This is a genomic window from Aquabacterium sp., assembly GCF_049317225.1.
Taxonomy (GTDB): Bacteria; Pseudomonadota; Gammaproteobacteria; order Burkholderiales; family Burkholderiaceae_C; genus Aquabacterium.
The window spans coordinates 103,575-120,068 of record NZ_JBMOIR010000003.1 but is presented as its reverse complement, the minus strand read 5'-3'; the positions used below and the strand labels follow the sequence as shown (position 1 = coordinate 120,068).

The window sequence follows — 16,494 nt, the reverse complement described above, 5'->3', positions numbered from 1 at the left end:
ATCCCCAAGAGGAGTCAAACATGAGTCAAAAAGTAGCGTACGTGACCGGTGGCATGGGTGGCATCGGGACATCGATTTGCCAGCGTCTGCACAAGGATGGCTACAAGGTCATTGCAGGTTGCGGCCCAAGCCGTGATCACGCCAAGTGGCTCGACGAGCAGAAGGCGCTGGGCTACACCTTCTACGCTTCGGTGGGGAACGTTGCGGACTGGGATTCGACGGTCGAGGCGTTCCGCAAGACCAAGGAAGAGCACGGCCCCGTCGACATTCTGGTCAACAACGCAGGCATCACGCGGGATGGCATGTTCCGCAAAATGACCAAGGCAGATTGGGACGCCGTGATGGACACCAATCTGAACAGCCTGTTCAACGTCACCAAGCAGGTGATTGACGACATGGTGGACCGTGGTTGGGGCCGCATCGTCAACATCAGCTCGGTGAATGGCGAAAAGGGACAGTTTGGTCAGACCAACTACTCTGCCGCCAAGGCAGGCATGCACGGCTTCACGATGGCCTTGGCGCAAGAAGTGGCCAGCAAAGGTGTGACCGTGAACACGGTGTCGCCGGGCTACATCGGTACGGAAATGGTGCGAGCCATTCGTCCCGATGTGCTGGACAAGATCGTTGCAACCATTCCGGTGAAGCGCCTGGGTGCACCGGAGGAAATCGCCTCCATGGTGTCATGGGTGGCCAGCGATGAGGCCGGTTTTGCCACCGGTGCGGACTTCTCCGTCAATGGTGGTCTGCACATGGGTTAAGTCGCCTGGTCTGTTCACATGGGATGCCCCATGTGATTCGCCAGCATCCCGCCCCACCGTCAAGGTGTTGGCGGGATTTTTCATGGCTTCAAGCGGCCGCCTCTTGTTCGATGACCAGGCGATCCAAGGCTGCGCACACTTCGGCAAAGCGACCTGTGATGACGGTTCTGCGAACGTCGCTGGGATCGGAACTGATGCGAACGGCATTGCCTGGCGTCCGCCTAGCATCGTTGGGGCGCAAGGCAATCACGTTGTGGGTGGTTGTGGCCGCATGAGGGGGAACCGTCCAGGGTGTGATGGGGCGAGGGCGAACGGGCTGCGGTTCTTTCGGTGCGTTGCCGGACTGGGCCTGTTGTGCCGCCGGAGCCAGCATGGGCGTGTTTGCCCGCTTGGTTTGACGGAGGAAAAATGCACGAGCCAGATGGTGAATCATGGTGAACTCCTGATGACAGCAATGAAGTTCGGCAGGATTCCAGCAACACGTCTCCCTGCGGGATTGCGCCATCAGATGTGATGGCGCGAATGCCCGCCACCCGCAAGGTGACGACGAAAAGGGATCAGATCAGCGGCTGGTTGCGGATCAGTCCTACGGCCAGGCCTTCCAGTTCAAAGTCTGGGGAGTCTGGCGTGACCACAATGGGTTGGAAGTCTGGGTTTTCGGGCAGCAACTCAATGCCTTGAGCTGTGCGTTGAAAGCGTTTGACGGTGACCTCGTCACCGATGCGGGCGACAACGATTTGCCCATTGCGAGCCTCGCGTGAGCGTGCAACAGCCAGCAAATCGCCGTCCAAAATTCCGATGTCCTTCATGCTCATGCCGCGCACGCGCAGCAGATAGTCAGGGCGCTTGGCGAACAAACTGGGCTCGACGGCGTAGGTTTGCTCGACATGTTCTTGCGCCAGGATGGGTTGGCCCGCGGCCACACGCCCCACCAGAGGCAGCACCAGTTGCTCTAGTCCTGGCAAGGCCAAGCTGAAGGACAAAGACCCGTTGCTGCTCTTGGCGCTGGCTGTTTGCTTGCGGTTTTCGTTGACGGAGCGGAGGGTGTCGGCCTTCAGTCGGATACCGCGGGATGTGCCGCCCACCAGTTCGATGACACCCTTGCGAGCGAGGGCTTGCAGGTGCTCTTCTGCCGCGTTGGCAGACCGAAAACCCAACTCTGCCGCAATTTCAGCGCGAGTTGGCGGCGAGCCAGTGCGAGCAATGGCGCGCTGGATCAACTCGAAAATCTGTTGCTGGCGCGGCGTCAGTTTGGGTTTATCGTTCGTCATCGCGTATGGCCTGTGAGGGCTGTAGGTGAAGCGTCAGAATCGATGCTTGCTGTCATTTTATACAGGACTGTTTGTTTGTCCAGTATTTTTGCGAAGGTGTGGTGTGAGCGCTCAGCGTGTGGTTATTTTGGGTACGGGGGGCACCATCGCAGGCACGGGGGATGACCCGGGGCGTGTGTGGTCTTACCGTGCTGCGCAGTTGTCGGTCGAGCAATTGGTGACCGCGGTGCCAGCGTTGTCCGCTGTCCCTCTGGAAACCATGCAGGTTGCCCAGGTTGACAGCAAGGACATGTCGTGGGCGGTGTGGCGAGCCTTGGGGCATGCGCTGGCGGCTCAGCTGAGCCGGGCTGATGTGGCCGGCGTGGTGGTCACGCATGGAACGGACACGTTGGAGGAAACCGCTTGGCTGCTGAACGCCTTGCATGACGGCTGCAAGCCGGTTGTGTTGACGGCAGCGATGCGGCCGGCCACAGCGCCAGACGCAGACGGGCCGCGCAACTTGCTCGATGCGGTGCATGCGGTGCAAGCGTTGTCAGCACGTCAGGCTGGCGGGGTGTTTGTGGTCATGCAGTCCGTGGCATGGTCTGCGCAACATGTGCGCAAGGCGCACAGTCATGCGCTGGATGCCTTCGACGGCGGTGGTGTATTGCCAGTTGGGCGAGCGGACTCGCAAGGTGTGTGGGACTGGTCTTTGCAAGACGTGTCGACCTGTGCAGGGCTGGGTTGGCAATGGCTTGATATGGCGCCGCCTCGTGTCGAGATCGTCACGAGTCATGTCGACGCTGACGGGTGGGCGGTCGATGCTTTGGTCGCGCATTCGCAAGTCAGCGCGCAACGGCCTTTGCGTGGATTGATCGTGGCATCGACCGGGCACGGCACCATTCATGAAGGCATGACGGCCGCGTTGGTTCGCGCAGCGTCAGCGGGGATCTTGGTTTGGCGAAGCTCGAAGGTGGCTCGAGGGGGTGTCATGTCCAGAGAAGGCGACCGTTGGGTTGGTGTGCCTGGGCTGACGGCCTCGCAGGCCCGCGTGGCAATGATCTTGCATTTACTGGGGGCCTGCGTTACGGAATAAATGTCGGGAGGTCAGCTCGACGATTGACGGTGGTGTCCAGCTCGTCGGTCGGCTTGCCGCCCGCCAGAGCATCGCGATATTGCGTGGCTGTGCTCTGGAACGAACGCTATCTTGTCGTTCAATTGTGAAACCGTGATGACAGTGTGCCTGCCTCATCGTCCGCCAGTGACGTCCAGAATGGCGCCAGCGGTGTAGCTGGCAGCATCTGACAGCAGCCACACGATCGCTTGCGCGACTTCGTCCGGCTGAGCGGCACGCCCCATGGGCAAGGTGGGCGCCAGACGTGTTGCACGATCTGGTTCACCTCCGGTGGCGTGAATGCCTGTGTCGGTGATGCCCGGGCGCACGGCGCAAACTCGAATCCCATCTGCCGCGACCTCTTTGGCCAGCCCTTGCGTCAACACGTCCATGGCGCCTTTGCTGGCTGCGTAATCCACGTACATGGCGGGTGCGCCACTGCGCACGGCGCTGCTGGATACGTTGACAATGACGCCACCGTGTCCACCATGGCGCCACGACAAGCGGCGAATGGCTTCTTTGGCGCACAGCATGGGTCCGACGACATTGACCGCCATCATGCGTTGCAGGCGGGCGGCAGACATGTCTTCCAGTCTGGCGGTTCGATCAATGATCCCTGCGTTGTTGACCAGTCCCGTCAAGGGTGGGAGTGATCGATCGGCCTCCTCAAAGAGGCGGAGCACATCGGCTTCTTCGGCCAGGTCGCCTTGCGCGATGACGGCTTGCGGCGCACCAAGCCGCAGGCATTCGGCCGCAACGGCCAAAGCAAGGTCCGCATGGGCAGCGTAGTGAATCAGCAGCGAGTGACCTTGTCGAGCCAGTAATCTGGCGCATGCCGCGCCAATGCCTTGGCTGGCACCTGTGATCAGCGTAACGGGTTTCATGGTTTGACTTTACATTGCCTTAACCTAGGCGTTGCGCTCTGGCAATCGAGACGGTGGACACTACAAGCATGACGACAATCAGCATGAAGAAATGGTTCTCTGGCTGGCGCCTGGCAGCCGGTGTGATGATTCTGGTGGCCGCGGGCTGGGGTGTGAAGGCGGTTTTGTTTCCACCCAAGGCGGCCCCCCAAGTCATCACGGCCAAGGTCGAGCAGACGGACATGGAGGACACCGTTCTGGCAACGGGCACCATTGAGGCGAGCAAGGAAGTCAGCGTGGGGGCTCAGGTCTCCGGGCAGATCAAGCGTCTGCATGTGGATCTGGGTGACCACGTCAAGGTGGGCCAACTGATCGCGGAGATTGATTCGACCACCCAGCAGAATGCTTTGCGCAACGCTGAGGCCCAGGTCGCACTTTTGCAGGCGCAGTTGCAGGCCAAGAAGGCCTTGCTGAAGCAAGCCGAGTTGAGTTTCAAGCGCAAGCAAGAGCTGTTCAAGCAGGACGCCGGTTCTCGTGCGGACCTGGAGGATGCCGAGGCCAGTCTGTCGACCACCAAGGCCGAAATCGCTGCGCTGGAGGCTCAGATTCGTCAGGCCAATATTTCGGTGGATACAGCCAAGGTGAACCTGGGGTACACGCGCATCGTGGCGCCCATTGATGGCGTGGTGACCGGGGTGCTGGCCGAAGAGGGGCGCACGGTGAATGCTGCGCAGTCGGCACCAACGATCATCAAGCTGTCGAAGGTGGATCAGGTTCGCATCAAGGCGCAGATTTCCGAAGCTGATGTCGTGCGTGTGAAGCCGGGCTTGCCGGTTTACTTCACGATTTTGGGTGAACCACAGAACCGCTATGACGCCAAACTGAGTGCGATTGAGCCGGTGCCAGAGTCGGAGCAGGTCGATACCACCACCAAGACGACCACGACGACCAGCTCTTCCACTACCACCGCGATTTATTACAACGGCCTGTTCGACGTACCCAATCCGGAGGGGAAGTTGCGCGTGGCCATGACCGCGCAAGTGTTCATCGTCTTGGCCAAGGCAGACAAGGCCTTGGTGATCCCGGCGACCGCCTTGGGTGCGAGGGATCGCAAGACCAAACAGTACACGGTGCGGGTCTTGACCACAGAGGCCAATGGCGAGAAGAAGATCGAGCCTCGTCAAGTGCGTGTCGGGTTGAACAATCGCGTGCAGGCTCAGGTTCTGGAAGGCTTGAAGGCGGGCGAAGAAGTCGTGGTGGGCGAGGCGGCTGGCAAGTCGGGTGACGGCAGTGGCGCACGTCCTCCACGCATGTTCTGATGCCATGAGTGATCATTTGTCATCTGTTGTTGCGCCCGCCTTGTTGGAGGTCTCGAACCTCTGGCGGGAGTTCCCCTCAGGCGAGGGGAGTGTGGCGGTGCTCAAGGGCATCAACCTGCGCATTCAGTCTGGCGAGATGGTGGCCATCATGGGGGCCTCGGGGTCCGGGAAGTCCACGTTGATGAACATTCTCGGCTGCCTGGATCGGCCGACGCGCGGTGTTTACAAGGTCAACGGTCAAGAGACTGGACAACTGGGGCCCGATGAGTTGGCCCGCTTGCGCCGAGAGCACTTTGGCTTCATCTTTCAGCGGTATCACCTGCTGGGTGATTTGACGGCGAAAGGCAATGTCGAGATACCGGCCATTTACGCCGGGCACAGCAAGTCGGAGCGTGATGCGCGAGCAGCTGCCTTGCTGGACCGGCTGGGGTTGGGCGAGCGCACGGAACATCGGCCCGGGCAGTTGTCCGGTGGTCAGCAGCAGCGTGTGAGCATTGCGCGGGCCCTGATGAACGGCGGAGACGTCATCTTGGCGGACGAACCTACAGGGGCACTGGACAGTGCCAGCGGGGCGGAGGTGATGCGGATCCTGCAGGAACTGCATGCCGAGGGGCACACCGTCATCATCGTGACGCACGATGCCAAGGTGGCACAGCATGCGCAGCGCATCATCGAGGTGTCCGATGGGCAGATCCTCAGTGATCGAACCAATCCGGATGCCAAACCGAGTGCAGACCTGCGTGCGACCCAGCCAGAGGAGCCTCATCCTTGGCGTGCGCATTGGGATCGATTCTCTGAGGCCTTCACCATGGCGTTGCGCGCCATGGCGGGGCATCGCCTGCGGACCTTGCTGACGATGCTGGGCATCATCATCGGCATTGCGTCGGTGGTGTCGATGGTGGCCTTGGGCGAGGGGTCACGTCAGCGTGTCTTGAAAGACATCTCTGCCATGGGGACCAACACGATTGACGTGTTCTCAGGCAAAAACTTTGGGGATCGTCAGGCATCCAAGATTCGCACCTTGGTGCCGGCAGATGCAGAGGCTTTGGCGCAATTGGGCTATGTCGACAGCGTGACGCCCACTGTCAACACCAGTGTCACGCTGCGACGTGGCAATGTGGAAGCCACCGCCAACGTGACGGGTGTGGGCGATCAGTTTTTCCGGGTCAAGGGCTACACCATGGCGCAAGGCCAGGAGTTCGATGCCGAGGGTGTTCGGCGGCAGTCTCAGGAAGCCGTGATTGACCCTGCGACCCGCAAAGCACTGTTTGCCGAATGGGAGAACCCGGTCGGTCAGGTGATTTTTCTGGGCAGCGTGCCGGTGCGGGTCATTGGCGTGACGGCGCCCCAGGAAAGTGGCTTCCTGATGTCGGACAACCTGAGCGTGTGGGTGCCCTACACGACGGCCATGCGCCGCTTGTTGGGGCAGTCTCATGTGCGCAGCATCACGGTGCGTGTGAGCGACAGTGCTCCGTCGGTGGCGGCCGAAGAAGGCATCACCAAGCTGTTGACCCAGCGGCATGGCACGCAGGACTTTTTCCTGCGCAACAGCGACAGCATCCGTCAAACGATTGAGAGCACCACGCAAACGATGACTTTGCTGATTTCGTCGATCGCGGTGATCTCGCTGATCGTGGGTGGCATTGGCGTGATGAACATCATGCTGGTGTCGGTCACCGAGCGTACGCAGGAAATTGGCGTGCGGATGGCGGTGGGGGCGCGGCAGAGCGACATCTTGCGGCAGTTCTTGATCGAGGCCGTTTTGGTGTGCCTGATTGGGGGCGTGCTCGGGATCGGCCTGGCATTGGGCATTGGGGTGCTCTTTGCCAAGATCGGTGGGTCGTTCCAGATGGTGTATTCGGTGAGTTCGATCGTGGCGGCCTTTGGTGTGTCGTCGCTGATCGGGGTGGTGTTTGGGTTCCTGCCTGCTCGCAATGCGGCGCGTCTGGACCCGGTTGAGGCCTTGTCGAGGCAATGATGCAGATGCAAAACAAGGGCTTGCGCCAAGCGACTTTGTCTGTGGTGGTGCTGGCGGCCTGGATGCTGGGGGCGTGTGCAGGACCCACGGCATATCAGCGGCCATCGGTGACGATGCCAGTTGCGTGGCAGCAAGATGCGATGAAGCACGACGCCGATGCGCGTGCCAAGCAAGACTTGTCGCCATGGTGGCAGCGCATGGGCGATCCGGTGCTGGTGCAACTGATTGATGAAGCACTGGCGCGCAACAACAATCTGGCGCAAGCGGCGATCAAGGTGCAGCGCGCACAGTCGCTGGCCGGTCAGGCCGCCAGCGATCAATTGCCGTCCGTGAAGGTGCAGGGCTCGTCCACGGCTTCTCGCCCCTTGGACGGCGGCAGCACGACGCGCGTGAGTGCTGCCACGGCGTCGGTCAGTTGGGAGCTGGATCTGTGGGGGCGCTTGAGCGCAGCCCGCAGTGCGGCTGAGTGGGAGGCGCAGGCGACCGAGGAAGATCGGCGTGCTGTGGCGCAGTCCTTGGTTGCCTCCGTGGCCAAGCAGTATTGGCAGGTTGCCTATCTGAACCAGCGCATTGAGGCCAGCCAGCAGAGCATCGATTACGCGCGTCAAACGCTGAAGCTGGTGCAGGCGCAATACGACGCTGGAGGCACCTCCGGGCTGGAATTGGCGCAGGCGACACAATCTCTGGCAGCGCAGCAGGCCGCCCATACGCAGTGGGTCCAGCAGCGCGTTGAGGCCCGCAACGCTTTGGCGATCTTGTTTGATGCGCCACCGGGCGCGACACAGAAGGAATCTCCCAGGCTGACTGAAGGGGCTTTGCCTGCGGTGTCGTCCGATTTGCCTGCATCCCTGATGACCCGGCGGCCTGACTTGCGGGCCGCTGAGTTGCGTCTCCAGAAGACGGGGGCGGTGGTGGATGCCACGCGTCGCAGTTATTACCCCACCTTGACCTTGACCGGCAGTGCAGGCGGCACCAGCGAGGCATTGAGCAAGGTGCTGCAAGACCCGGTTGGGACTTTGGGGGCCGGGCTGGTCTTGCCCTTTGTGCAGTGGCGTGACATGGACAAGGCGGTAGCCATCAGCCAGGCCGATCAGGACGTGGCGATCAGAGGTTTCCGCCAGAGTTGGTATCAGGCCTTGGCCGAGGTCGAAAACGCACTGTCTGCGCGTGTGCAGTACGAGGTCCAGGGCGAAAGCCTGACGCAAGCGCTTGATGCTGCCAGGAAGGCTGAGCGTTTGGCGGCGGTTCGCTACCGAGCTGGGTCGGTGCCCTTGAAGACTTGGCTGGATGCGCAAGAGACGCGCAGGCAGGCCGAGCTGAACTTGGCTGCAAACCGACTCAACCGACTCAATGCTTTGGCCACGCTGTATTTGAATCTGGGTGGGGACACGGTCGTACATGAGTGAGGTACGGCAAAGTCCCTTTGCCGTACTGGATTTGTGACGATCGGTATGCTGTGACGCATGATTGCCGTTCACCATCTTGAGACATCGCGTTCGCAGCGCGTCCTTTGGCTGCTGGAAGAGTTGGGGCTGCCTTATGAGATCAAGCTTTACAAGCGTGATTCGCGCACGCGGCTGGCGCCTCCGGAGTTGAAGGCCATTCACCCCTTGGGGAAGTCGCCGGTGATCACCGATGGCGACTTGGTCGTGGCGGAGTCTGGTGCCATCCTTGAATACTTGGGTGAGCGGTATGCCGCTCAGGCGTCCGGTGACGCTGCGAACCTGATGACTCAGGTGGGCACACCGGAACACCTGCAGCTTCGCTACTGGATGCACTACGCTGAAGGGTCACTGATGAACTGGCTGGTGATGAAGCTGGTGTTCATGACCATCCCGACTCAGCCCATGCCGTTTTTTGTGCGCCCGATTGCGAAAGCGCTGTGTGGCCAGGTGCAAGCCAAGCTGATTGATCCCAACGTGTCAGCAGCGGCCGCATTCATCGAAGACCATTTGTCCAAGCACACATGGTTTGCGGGTGAGCGCTTGACGCTGGCGGACTTCCAGATGAGTTTTGCCGTGTCGGCCTTGTTGTCGCGCGCGTCGGTGGCGCAGTCATGCCCACACTTGGCGGCTTATGCCAAGCGGATGGAGGCACGCCCTGCCTATCAGCGCGCATTGACCAAAGGTGGCCCGGTGATCATGTCCGCTTGAAAGAAGCGGGCAGGGCTCAAGCACCGTTGAGCGATGGGAGCAACTGACGCCAGACGCGGTGCCCTGTTTCGTCAAAAGATGCGACCGTCTCTCTGAACGCGCGTCGCTCTTGCGTATCGACCAGCGGCTCAGGAAGCAAGGGGTCGAACACGAGTTGGCGGATGGCTTCGTTGCCCAGGAGATAGCACTCGCGGGCCGCGACATCCGGTTCGAGTTTGTCCGACCGTGCCAGCCAGTCTTCCAGCTTTTTGCGGGTCTGGATGTAGCCCTGCGTCAAAGCGGAGGACTGCCAGAGTTGGCGCGCACGCTGGTCAAGCTCGGAGGGGAGGTCGCTGGCGGCGAACACGGGGGCATCGGCTTCCAACCCGAGCCGATGCAAGCGCTCGCGTGTTTCTGCAGCGTGTCCGACCAAGTTGTCGGGGCGAACGTACAGGGCACTGTCGAGTGCCTTGAAGCCCAGCAGCGCCAGGGCGCGTTCACGTTGGCGCAGTGCGGTGCGATCGCTGCGGCCCAGGTTGCCGGTACTGACCATGATCCACTGGCCGCTCCAGGGCACCACACGCTCTTCGGCCTGACGCCATTGCTCAACTTGTTCGGCCAGATCTGCGGCGCGGGAGCCGAGTTCGTAGCTGCCCCGGCCAGCGGATTGCACGAGACCTGACGCAGCCAGGCGAACCAGCGTGACCCGCACACTGTTTTCCCGGATACCGAAGAGGGCAGCAGAGGTGACCGCATCCGCGGCGGTGAGCGAGGCGCCATCTGCTGCACGCAGCAGATTGAGGATCAGGTGCTTGGGTGAGGGCGACATGGCATGGCGTCGAATGAACTGCGTCGCATCATACGACTGCCGATTCGGTTCTTGGCGCAGAACCCCTGGCAGCAATCAGTGTGGTTGACGACTTAGTTCACGCGCGGGTGCGCCGAGCCACCATTGCTACACTGATTTCTGTCAGTGTTTGTGCGGATAACTGGTCTGCAGCCGGATACACCTCGTCCTCTTCTCGTTGTGCGTGCGCAATGTAGCGGTGCGCAAAGGTGGCCAACTCATCAGGGGGGGCATGGCCCTGACCGGCGGCAATGGCACGTAGCCAGGGCGTGACGGCCTGCCAGAGGTGCCCCAGCGAGTGATGTTCGGCTTCCAGGCTGTCAATGGCCTGAGTCAGCCGGTTTTGGCCCAACGCGCGCAGGGCAGGAAAGAGGTTCAGGTCTTCATCTTCATGATGCAGCGGCGCGGCCATCTCGAAATAGCGCAAGATGGACTGTGCAGCCTCTTGTGCTTGCGCATCCACATGATGCTCGCCAGAGGTGGGATGCGCCAACCCGTCCAAGTGCGCGCGGAGCTTGAGTGTCAGGGTGGCGAAGCGGCGAACCTTGTCGTGACAGGCGCGCAATAACTCCAGCGGATCGTCGATGCTGGGGGCAACGGGCTGCAAAATCGGTTTCATGGCGTATTGATAGCACAATGAAGCTGAGGGGGCGGGTCAGCCCCAGATTGATCTAAAGCAATCTGGCCGTGGCAGCGTGGTGACGCTGGAAGCTCAGTGCGTCACCCGTGTCACATGGCCTCGGTGCGTCGCACCAACCAATCCAGCGCATCGCCACTGACCAGCGGGGACAGACGGCGTCGCACTTCGGCGTGGTAGGTGTTCAGCCAGGCGATTTCATCGTCGCACAGCAAGCTGCGATCAATGCAGCGGGTGTCAATCGGACACAGGCTCAGGGTCTCAAACGCCAGGTACTGGCCGTATTCCGGGGTGCCAGGGGCTGCATCTGCCACGGCTGGCGGCACAGGCACATTCAAGACCAGGTTTTCAATGCGGATGCCCCATTGCCCCGGGCGATACAAACCCGGCTCAATCGATGTGATCATGCCGGGCTGCATGGCCATGTCCTGTGTCGGAATGGCTTTGGAAATCGACTGTGGGCCCTCGTGCACATTCAAGAAGTAGCCCACGCCATGGCCGGTGCCATGCCCAAAGTCCAACCCTTCGGCCCACAGCGGGGCCCTCGCAATGGCATCCAGCATGGGGGCCAGCGTGCCTTGCGGAAAGCGCGTGCGAGACAAGGCCAGGGTGCCCTTGAGCACCAAGGTGAAATCTCGCTTCTGCGCAGCGGTGGGGGTGCCAATGGCCCAGACGCGGGTGATGTCGGTGGTGCCGCCCAGGTATTGCCCGCCCGAATCAATCAGCAGCAAGCCTTCCGCCGTCAGGCCCTCGGGCGTGCTGAGCACGGCAAAGGTCGCTTCGGTTGCGCGGTAGTGGGGCAAAGCGCCGTTGGCATTGAAGCCGGCAATGGTCGGAAAACTCAGCGAGACATAACCGGGCTGCTTGGCTCGTTCTGCCGTCATCCGCTCGTCGAGCGTGAGTTCGCTGACGTAGGTCGTGCCCAGAGCTTGTTCCAGCCAGGCATAGAAGGCGCACATCGCAGCGCCATCGCGTTCCATGGCTTCGCGGGTGCAAGCCGCTTCAGCATCGGTCTTGCGTGATTTGAGCAGCGTGCTGGGGTTGATGCTTTCGACCACCTTGACACCCGCCGGCACCGCCGCGCGCAGGCCCCACGTCACCCGCTTGGGATCCATCAGCATCACGGCGTCGGCCGGCAGCCCATTCAGTGCCGCCGTCGCGGCGTCATAGGGGCGCAGCACCACGCCGTCGGCCTGCAAGCGGGCTGCCAGTGCATTGCTGATCTTGTCTTCACCCACAAACAATTCCAGCTGTGTCAGGCTGACCAGTGCGTGCCCCAGGAAGACGGGGTTGTAATCCACATCCGCGCCGCGCAAGTTCAGCAACCAGGCCAGATCGTCCAAGGTGGCAATCCAGTGATGTGTCGCCCCCTTGGCCTGCATGAGCGCACGTACCTCGGCCAGCTTCGTCGCACGCGGTGTGGTGCTGAAAGGTGCTTCGTGCTCAAACACCGCACCGGCGGGCAGCGCGGGGCGGGGCGACCAAGGGCCATCCAGCACATCGGTTTCGGTGTGCATGCTCCAGCCCGCTGCGGCCAGCGCGGCTTGCAATTGCTGCGCCTGTGCCAGCCCCAGCACCGCGCCATCGACAGCCAAGGCGGCAGGCGAGGGCGCATGTGTCAAAGTCGACAACCATGCCACGTAAGCCGGCACAGCTGGCCCTTCCAGTTTGACCAGATCAATGCCGGACCCGGCGAGCTCGGCTTCCGCTTGTTCCCAGTAGCGGCTGTCGGTGAACAGCGCAGCTTTCTCTGCAGACACGAGCAGCGTGCCAGACGACCCGGTGAAGCCACTCAGCCACTGGCGGCCCTGCCAGCGATCTGGCAGGTATTCTGAAAGATGGGGGTCGCTGCTGGGCACCAGCACAGCCTGCCACCCCTGTCCGGCCATGTGCGTGCGCAGCGCCTGAAGGCGGGCTGCAATATCCGGGTGGGTTGGGGGCAGGGTGTCAACAGTCATGGTCACAGCGAAGGGCGAGGGGGGCGCAGGCGCAAAAAAGGGGCTGAACGCCCCAATGTTGCCACGAGCCTGCTGCGCCATGCGTCACCGTGGACTTGCGACCACGGCGCGTCCGGCGCCCAGCCGTGCCCGTCAGTCTTGCGGATTCACCCGCACCACGCGGGCGTTCGGCTCCAGCGCGTGCGGATCGGGGAACACCCGTGCGTGGCGTTGGGAGGTGAAGTAAGCCCATGCCCAGTCCATCATCACCACCGTGCGATTGCGGAAACCGATCAGGAAGTACACGTGCACAAACAGCCAGAACAACCATGCCGCAAAGCCGCTGAAGCGAACGCGCTTCTTGGTGAACGGGATGTCGATCATGGCCACGGCCGCACGCTTGCCAATGGTCGCCATCGAACCGTAATCGAAGTAGCGGAAGGCCTGTGCGTCCAGACCTTTGAGGCGTCGCATGATGTTGAAGGCGGCTTTGCGCCCCATCTGCTTGGCACCCGGGCTGACACCAGGTACCGGCGTGGGATTTTCCGGATCCAGATAGCTCTTGGCCGAGGCCAAGTCGCCCACCACATAGATGTTGGGGTGGCCGGGAATGGTCAGGTCCGGTTGCACCACCACGCGGCCAGCGCGATCAAGCTCACATCCGGTGCTCTTGGCCAGCGCCTTGCCCAGCGGTGATGCGGCGACACCTGCTGCCCAGATCACCGTGCGGGTGGGCAGGAAATGTGAAACCACCTTGCTGGTGCCATCGGCCTGATTTTCCATCAGGTCGTAATTGATCCCAAACGCATTGATGTTGGTGACCTTGGCGCCAGGCAGCACCTCCGCACCCAGCATCTCCAGCTGCTCTTGAGCGCGGTGAGACAGGTCCTCGGTGAAGGTGCCCAAAACGCGTGGTGCGCCTTCCAGCAAAATCACGCGCGCCATCCGCGAGTCAATCCGACGGAACTCTGCGCTCAAAGTGTGCTGCGCAATCTCGGCCATCGTGCCGGCCATCTCCACCCCGGTGGGGCCTGCGCCCACCACCGCAAAGGTCAGCCACGGTTCGCGCTTGACAGGGTCGGTCTCGCGCTCGGCCTGCTCGAAAGCGGTCAGCACGCGACGGCGAATGGTGAACGCATCACCCAAGGTCTTTAGGCCCGGCGCGTACTTGGCCCAGTCGTCCCGCCCGAAATAGCTGTGCGTGGCGCCAGCCGCCAGGATCAGGTGATCGAAGTGAATGTGCTCGCCACCATCCAGCACCACACAGTCCGATGCGCAGTCAATCGACGTGACCTCACCCATCAACACGGTCAGGTTGCCTTGCGCAATCTGCTTGCGCAGGATGTGGCGGATCGGGCCCGCAATCGCGGGCGCGGGCAGCCCCGCCGTGGCCACCTGGTACAGCAAGGGCTGGAACAGGTGGTGGTTGGTGCGGTCAATCACCACGATTTCGACGTCAGCCTGTGCCAAAGCCTTGGCGGCCTCCAGCCCACCAAAACCACAGCCGATGATCACGACACGGGGCTTACCTTGACGAGGCGCGACAGGTTGGGCGGCAGATGGCGTCTTGGACTTTGAAAACAGCATGCTCGTCGAACGGGTAGGTGGGCAGAGCCCGAGAAAAGTCAGCGTTTATACCAAGGTCTTGAAGCATTTTTCGAGCCTGCACAAACTTTGTGCGTCCCCGGATCAAGGGATAAACGGACTTCATTTGCCGGTTTCCTGATGAAAATTGCTGTCTTCCGCTTCGAAGTGCCCATTCGTGTGGCTGCGCTGCGCGGGGCGAATGCCGGTAGGCACGGAAATTGGATGACAAGGCCGTTACCATGCTCACTTGCGCGCGCAGGTGCGCGCAAGAAGCCGCGAACTGTCTCCATGAATTCCCTGTCCACCGTCTCTGTACCCGAACAGGCCCTTGCCGTGGCCTTGCTGCAATTCAACCCCATCGTGGGTGACTTGCAAGGTAATGCCCGCACAATCATCGACATGGCAAGACGGGCTTATGCCAGCGGCGCGCGACTGGTGGTGACGCCCGAGATGGCGCTGTGCGGGTATCCGCCGGAAGACCTGCTGCTTCGCCCCGCCTTCATGGCCGCCTGCGATGACGCCACCCAGCACATTGCCCAAGGCCTGTCAGATCTCCCTGACCTGCACTTGGTCCTGGGGCACCCCATGACGGCTGGTGACGACGTGCGGACACGTTCGTGGTCCGTGCCACGTCGGCTGAATGCCGCCACGCTCATTCGTGGTGGCCAGTTGGTGGCCAGTTACGCCAAGCGCGAGTTGCCGAACTACCAGGTCTTTGACGAGCGCCGCTATTTCATCAGCGGACGAGAGGCCGGTCTTGGCCCCGTGGTGGTCGATGTGTTGGGCTGGCGCGTCGCCCTGCTGGTCTGCGAAGACGCCTGGTTTGATGAGCCTGCGCAGTCCGCCGTGGCACAGGGCGCTCAGGCGCTGGTGGTGCTCAACGCCTCCCCCTTCCATGCCGGCAAGCGTGTCGAACGCGAGGCGCGCATGGGCGATTGCGCGCGCCAACTGGGTTTGCCGCTGGTTTACGCCCACATGACGGGCGGGCAGGATGAGGTCGTGTTCGACGGCGCCTCCTTTGCCGTCAACGCGCAAGGGCAGGTTTGCGCCCGTGCCCCAAGCTTTGAAGTGGCTTCGCTGGCCGTGACGTTGCAGCCCCATGGCGAGGTGAGCGGCGATCTGGCCGCCCCCCTGTCCACCGACGCTGAAATCTGGGCCGCCTTGGTGTGTGGCGTGCGGGATTACGTGGGCAAAAATGGTTTCCCCGGCGCCATCATCGGGCTGTCGGGTGGCATTGACTCAGCATTGGTGCTGGCCATCGCGGTCGATGCCTTGGGTGCCGACAAGGTGCGCACCGTCATGATGCCGTCGCCGTACACCGCCGACATCTCGTGGATCGACGCCAAGGACATGGCTGACCGTCTGGGGGTGCGTCATGACGAAATCGCCATCGCTCCCGAGTTCGAAGCTTTCAAGGCTTCTCTGGCGCCGTTGTTTGTCGGGCGACAGGAAGACACCACCGAAGAAAACATCCAGGCCCGCATCCGTGGCACCTTGCTGATGGCCTTGTCCAACAAGACCGGGGCCATCGTGCTGACCACGGGCAACAAGAGCGAAATGGCGACCGGCTACTGCACCCTCTATGGCGACATGGCCGGGGGCTTTGCCGTCATCAAGGACTTGGTCAAGACCACGGTGTACCGCCTGTCGCGTTGGCGCAATGCGCAGGCTGCAGCGCTGGGGCAGGTCGAGCCCATACCCGATCGCATCATCACGCGTCCCCCTTCCGCCGAACTGCGTCCCGATCAGAAAGACCAGGACAGCCTGCCGGAGTACGACGTGCTCGATGCCATCCTCGAGCGCTACATGGAGCATGACCAGTCCATCGACGAAATCGTGGCGGCCGGTTACCCCCAGGCCGATGTCGACAAGGTCACCCGCCTGCTGAAGATCAACGAATACAAGCGCCGTCAGGCGCCGGTGGGCATCCGCATCACCCACCGTTCGTTTGGTCGTGACTGGCGCTATCCCATCACGTCCCGATTCCGTGCCTGATCCGGCACACCTGACGCTCGGACATGACACCTTTGCTGCGCAGACGTGCTTAAATATCAGTCTTGCACTGCAACAAC

The 16,494-nt window shown here is 61.7% G+C and carries 14 protein-coding genes; 7 read left to right on the top strand and 7 right to left on the bottom strand.

All coding sequences use genetic code 11. The features are described 5' to 3' along the window. Positions 1-20: 20 nt before the first annotated feature. Positions 21-758, top strand: a complete 738-nt coding sequence (gene phbB / locus ACOYNB_RS03845; protein ID WP_422837799.1) for an acetoacetyl-CoA reductase — start codon at positions 21-23, stop codon at positions 756-758. 88 nt (positions 759-846) lie between these two features. Here the strand turns inward: phbB and ACOYNB_RS03840 are convergent, their stop codons facing one another. Together ACOYNB_RS03840 and lexA are read right to left on the bottom strand one after the other, a co-directional pair. Then, positions 847-1,191 (bottom strand): hypothetical protein, encoded by a 345-nt coding sequence (locus tag ACOYNB_RS03840; protein WP_422837798.1) that lies wholly within the window; start codon positions 1,189-1,191, stop codon positions 847-849. 124 nt (positions 1,192-1,315) lie between these two features. Beyond that, positions 1,316-2,029 carry a transcriptional repressor LexA gene (lexA, locus tag ACOYNB_RS03835; RefSeq protein ID WP_422837796.1) on the bottom strand — a complete coding sequence of 238 codons (714 nt, stop codon included), beginning with the start codon at positions 2,027-2,029 and terminating at the stop codon, positions 1,316-1,318. Between the two features lie 103 nt (positions 2,030-2,132). Here lexA and ACOYNB_RS03830 point away from each other — a divergent pair, with 103 nt between their 5' ends. Then, positions 2,133-3,104: an asparaginase gene (locus ACOYNB_RS03830; protein ID WP_422837795.1), complete on the top strand. Its 972-nt coding sequence runs from the start codon at positions 2,133-2,135 to the stop codon at positions 3,102-3,104. A gap of 152 nt (positions 3,105-3,256) precedes the next feature. On the opposite strand, the gene ACOYNB_RS03825 is transcribed toward ACOYNB_RS03830, so the two are convergent. Then, positions 3,257-4,006 carry an SDR family oxidoreductase gene (locus ACOYNB_RS03825; protein ID WP_422837794.1) on the bottom strand — a complete coding sequence of 250 codons (750 nt, stop codon included), beginning with the start codon at positions 4,004-4,006 and terminating at the stop codon, positions 3,257-3,259. 83 nt (positions 4,007-4,089) lie between these two features. Here ACOYNB_RS03825 and ACOYNB_RS03820 point away from each other — a divergent pair, with 83 nt between their 5' ends. The 4 genes from ACOYNB_RS03820 to ACOYNB_RS03805 are packed head-to-tail and all read left to right on the top strand — an operon-like array spanning position 4,090 to position 9,435. After that, positions 4,090-5,304 (top strand): efflux RND transporter periplasmic adaptor subunit, encoded by a 1,215-nt coding sequence (locus tag ACOYNB_RS03820; protein ID WP_422837908.1) that lies wholly within the window; start codon positions 4,090-4,092, stop codon positions 5,302-5,304. Between the two features lie 4 nt (positions 5,305-5,308). Beyond that, positions 5,309-7,282 (top strand): MacB family efflux pump subunit, encoded by a 1,974-nt coding sequence (locus tag ACOYNB_RS03815; RefSeq protein ID WP_422837793.1) that lies wholly within the window; start codon positions 5,309-5,311, stop codon positions 7,280-7,282. After that, positions 7,279-8,688 carry an efflux transporter outer membrane subunit gene (locus tag ACOYNB_RS03810; protein ID WP_422837792.1) on the top strand — a complete coding sequence of 470 codons (1,410 nt, stop codon included), beginning with the start codon at positions 7,279-7,281 and terminating at the stop codon, positions 8,686-8,688. Before ACOYNB_RS03815 ends, ACOYNB_RS03810 begins: the two co-directional genes overlap by 4 nt. Positions 8,689-8,745: 57 nt before the next feature. After that, positions 8,746-9,435, top strand: coding sequence for a glutathione S-transferase family protein (locus ACOYNB_RS03805; protein WP_422837790.1), 690 nt, complete (start codon positions 8,746-8,748; stop codon positions 9,433-9,435). A 16-nt stretch (positions 9,436-9,451) separates the two neighbouring features. On the opposite strand, the gene ACOYNB_RS03800 is transcribed toward ACOYNB_RS03805, so the two are convergent. The 4 genes from ACOYNB_RS03800 to ACOYNB_RS03785 all read right to left on the bottom strand — a co-directional run bounded on the left by ACOYNB_RS03800 (position 9,452) and on the right by ACOYNB_RS03785 (position 14,422). Beyond that, positions 9,452-10,243 (bottom strand): PaaX family transcriptional regulator C-terminal domain-containing protein, encoded by a 792-nt coding sequence (locus tag ACOYNB_RS03800; RefSeq protein WP_422837789.1) that lies wholly within the window; start codon positions 10,241-10,243, stop codon positions 9,452-9,454. Positions 10,244-10,340: 97 nt separating this feature from the next. Further along, a complete protein-coding gene (locus tag ACOYNB_RS03795) occupies positions 10,341-10,880 on the bottom strand; it encodes a hemerythrin domain-containing protein (protein WP_422837788.1) in 540 nt (179 codons plus the stop codon). A gap of 110 nt (positions 10,881-10,990) precedes the next feature. Continuing rightward, positions 10,991-12,856, bottom strand: coding sequence for a M24 family metallopeptidase (locus ACOYNB_RS03790; RefSeq protein ID WP_422837787.1), 1,866 nt, complete (start codon positions 12,854-12,856; stop codon positions 10,991-10,993). Between the two features lie 132 nt (positions 12,857-12,988). Next, the gene (locus tag ACOYNB_RS03785; protein ID WP_422837786.1) at positions 12,989-14,422 is read right to left on the bottom strand and encodes an NAD(P)/FAD-dependent oxidoreductase; all 1,434 of its coding nucleotides are present in this window, start codon (positions 14,420-14,422) and stop codon (positions 12,989-12,991) included. Between the two features lie 288 nt (positions 14,423-14,710). Here ACOYNB_RS03785 and ACOYNB_RS03780 point away from each other — a divergent pair, with 288 nt between their 5' ends. Next, positions 14,711-16,417 carry an NAD+ synthase gene (locus ACOYNB_RS03780; protein WP_422837785.1) on the top strand — a complete coding sequence of 569 codons (1,707 nt, stop codon included), beginning with the start codon at positions 14,711-14,713 and terminating at the stop codon, positions 16,415-16,417. Positions 16,418-16,494: the final 77 nt, after the last annotated feature.

Coding starts and splice junctions, on each gene's coding strand:
- phbB (WP_422837799.1), top strand. CDS start 21: ATGAGTCAAAAAGTAGCGTACGTGACCGGTGGCATGGGTGGCATCGGG.
- ACOYNB_RS03840 (WP_422837798.1), bottom strand. CDS start 1,191: ATGATTCACCATCTGGCTCGTGCATTTTTCCTCCGTCAAACCAAGCGG.
- lexA (WP_422837796.1), bottom strand. CDS start 2,029: ATGACGAACGATAAACCCAAACTGACGCCGCGCCAGCAACAGATTTTC.
- ACOYNB_RS03825 (WP_422837794.1), bottom strand. CDS start 4,006: ATGAAACCCGTTACGCTGATCACAGGTGCCAGCCAAGGCATTGGCGCG.
- ACOYNB_RS03820 (WP_422837908.1), top strand. CDS start 4,090: ATGAAGAAATGGTTCTCTGGCTGGCGCCTGGCAGCCGGTGTGATGATT.
- ACOYNB_RS03815 (WP_422837793.1), top strand. CDS start 5,309: ATGAGTGATCATTTGTCATCTGTTGTTGCGCCCGCCTTGTTGGAGGTC.
- ACOYNB_RS03810 (WP_422837792.1), top strand. CDS start 7,279: ATGATGCAGATGCAAAACAAGGGCTTGCGCCAAGCGACTTTGTCTGTG.
- ACOYNB_RS03805 (WP_422837790.1), top strand. CDS start 8,746: ATGATTGCCGTTCACCATCTTGAGACATCGCGTTCGCAGCGCGTCCTT.
- ACOYNB_RS03800 (WP_422837789.1), bottom strand. CDS start 10,243: ATGTCGCCCTCACCCAAGCACCTGATCCTCAATCTGCTGCGTGCAGCA.
- ACOYNB_RS03795 (WP_422837788.1), bottom strand. CDS start 10,880: ATGAAACCGATTTTGCAGCCCGTTGCCCCCAGCATCGACGATCCGCTG.
- ACOYNB_RS03790 (WP_422837787.1), bottom strand. CDS start 12,856: ATGACTGTTGACACCCTGCCCCCAACCCACCCGGATATTGCAGCCCGC.
- ACOYNB_RS03785 (WP_422837786.1), bottom strand. CDS start 14,422: ATGCTGTTTTCAAAGTCCAAGACGCCATCTGCCGCCCAACCTGTCGCG.
- ACOYNB_RS03780 (WP_422837785.1), top strand. CDS start 14,711: ATGAATTCCCTGTCCACCGTCTCTGTACCCGAACAGGCCCTTGCCGTG.